Below are 2,641 nucleotides of genomic sequence, written 5' to 3'. Positions count from 1 at the left end.
GGCTGATATCGTCATGCGTCACCAGCGCCCGATCGTGCCGTTTCGCAACCTTGGCCGACCAGTGCAGGATCCGCTTGAAATTGCCGGTTACCCCGCCGCTTTCGCGCCAAATCCGCTCGGCAAATGCGGGCGCGGCGAGATGCTCGGGCACCGCCATCCCCATTCCGCGCGCCAGTGCCCTGATCAGCCGCTGCGAGGGCTCGCCCGGCTCCCACAGGGGCAATTTGAGCATGATCGAACGATAGGCCAGCTCGACATCGTCGGCGAATATCTGACGGGCGACATCCAGCCCGGCCACGACCAGCGGCACATTGCCTGCGCTCATCAGGAAGCGCAAGGCATCGAGCGTGTCGCGCCGCGCGACCCCGCTCGCGGTCAGGATCACATGGACATTGTCGATCGCGACCAGCCTCGTCCCCTGCGCGGCCAACAGATCGACAACCTTGAAATCGGCGGTTTTGTGCGTGTTGGCCCGGATCGGCCAGCCCTGCTGCCAGAGCAGGGCCAGGTTGATCTTGAGCGAGGTCGGGCTCGAGGGAATGACCGTGCGCAGGACCGGTTGGTAGCGGGCTTCGCCCCAATCGGCAGGTTCGGGGAAAGCCTCGGTCAGACGCCGCTGCGCTTCGCGCAGGATCGAGGTCTTGCCCATGCCGGACTGGCCTGTGAGCACGATGCAGGTCGGTCGCTCTTCCGGATCGTCATGCGCGACCTCGACGATGGTTTCGACGGCGTTGCGCGCTTCCTTGAAATCGATCCAGAATGAGGCTGCCTGGACCGGTAATCGCGTCAGCGCCGCGGTGCTCACGATTGCACCTTCAACCAGGAATCCTCGCCAAGTTCCGCGACCGGTCTCCACTGAACGGGCGGCTTTTCAGGCCTTTCGGGTGACCGCAGATCCGCGAGCGTCGTCCCCTCCCCTTCCCGCCGTTTCGCCCGGCGCCGGGCCTCCTTGGTGCGCAGGCGAGCCTGATGGATTTCCTGGTTGGCGGCAGCAATCGCGCGGGCCGTCGCCGTCCGCCCGCCATCGGCCTGGTAAGCCCGGCCCATGGCCCTCACCCTGGCTCTGGCAGCTTCCCAGTCCGCCTCCCAGACATCGGGATATTGACCGATAACCGCCAGTTGCACGAAACTGCCATCGAGCTCGGCATAGACATGCTGGATCGTCCGCTCGTCCCAGCTGACCTCGATCTTCTGGCCGATTCGCTGGCCAAGCGCCGGGTGCCAGTAATGGCGGTGTTTGATCTGGATCCCCCGGGAATGGACCGTCAGCGATTTCGACGGCAGAAATTGGCGGAAAAGCTCATCAGTATTGCACGAAACCGGAAGCAAGGGGCCATGTCGCGCCGCCTCGCGTTCCCACACCTGCACCGGGCACAGGCCGCCAAGCGCGGAATGCGGCGCGTGATGATAAACCGCGATCTGGCACAGCAGCCAGCGCTCGAATTCTGCCAGGGTCATCGCCGCGTCGGCTTCGGCATCGTAGCCATCGCGTGCCGACACGTTCGATCCCGTCGCACCCGGTAAAAGCCGCAGTTTTCCGACCATTGTTCCGATCAGCCGCTCGATATGGCCGCCCAGATGGGCCGGGCCGGGTTTGCGGACATCCGGGTCGATGCCATTGCGCACGCAGGCCCGCCGGAACGACTCCGAGCGATGCGGCTTGGCCTGATCGGCATGCAGGCGCCGGAACAGGCCGAACATCGGGTAGCTGACATCGACGCCCAGATGCGCGAGAACAGGCTGCTTGGGCAGCAGCGCGCTCGCAACGGCCCTGCCACACCGGAAAATCGAGGGATCGCCGAAGCTGACATAGTAGCCGAGAATCGAACGGGTCCAGATTTCAATCAGGAACGTGATCCACGGCCGTCCGAGCTCTTCCCGCCTCAGGCTATCGACCAGGATGACGTCACCCCTGGTATGGTCCATCTGGACAAGATCGAGGAAACCATCGCTGTGGTATTCCCCAGGATGCGCTTCCTGCGCGCTGCGGGTCTTGGAGCCCATGCTGGCCTTGGCCCACACACTGCTCGCAATCTCGGCCAGCAGCCGCTCGATGGTCTTCTCGCTCGGGATCAGATCGGCGGAAAACCGATGTTCTCCGTTGTCGGCATGGAGCAGTCCCCAAATCTGCCGCGCCGCTTCCGCACGCGAGGGAGGCACCATCTTGAGCGCGATCTCATCGATCAGTGCGTCAATAGCACCTCTGACTTCGGGATCTATCCGGTGTGAGCCAACAACCGGCCCTCGCGGCTTCGGCGCAAGCGATTCGGCCACGGGATGGTCCCGGTAGCGCGCGCCCAGCGTCCGAATCTGCCGTTCCTTGAGACCGGTAGCCTCGGAAATTGCTGCGACCTGAGCGCTCGTCACCGGCCCAGACTGTGAAATGTGTTCCCGGAAATGCGGGAAAAGGGCCAATCCCGCCTCCAGAGATTTGAGGCTGCGTCTGGGCGCAGGAGAAGGCTTTCGCTCAATCATAGGATTGGCTCCACGACAACTTCCCCTGCGCGCGGGAATGTAGCTCAATCTGGCTGCTACCGCGATGGTGGAATCGGGCTCGGACAGAGTGTCCTGCAGAAACTATGATCTATGTATCTGATTTATCGCCGTTTAGACGAACTGCGGTCTATTATGTCGGCTGACA

Annotated in this window: 2 protein-coding genes; both read right to left on the bottom strand. The window is 63.1% G+C overall.

Annotation, left to right across the window (positions count from 1 at the left end; translation table 11 throughout):
• Positions 1-805 (bottom strand): TniB family NTP-binding protein (locus tag IQ35_RS20725; protein ID WP_242003440.1); only part of this gene is annotated, 805 nt, incomplete at its 3' end.
• Positions 802-2,415 carry a Mu transposase C-terminal domain-containing protein gene (locus IQ35_RS20720; RefSeq protein ID WP_242003439.1) on the bottom strand — a complete coding sequence of 538 codons (1,614 nt, stop codon included), beginning with the start codon at positions 2,413-2,415 and terminating at the stop codon, positions 802-804. The genes IQ35_RS20720 and IQ35_RS20725, both read right to left, overlap by 4 nt.
• Positions 2,416-2,641: the final 226 nt, after the last annotated feature.

Origin of the sequence: Sphingobium wenxiniae, assembly GCF_007830065.1 — a bacterium.
Classification (GTDB): Bacteria; Pseudomonadota; Alphaproteobacteria; order Sphingomonadales; family Sphingomonadaceae; genus Sphingobium; species Sphingobium wenxiniae.
Note: the sequence above shows the minus strand (reverse complement) of the source record. Positions and strands in the feature narration are given on the sequence as shown.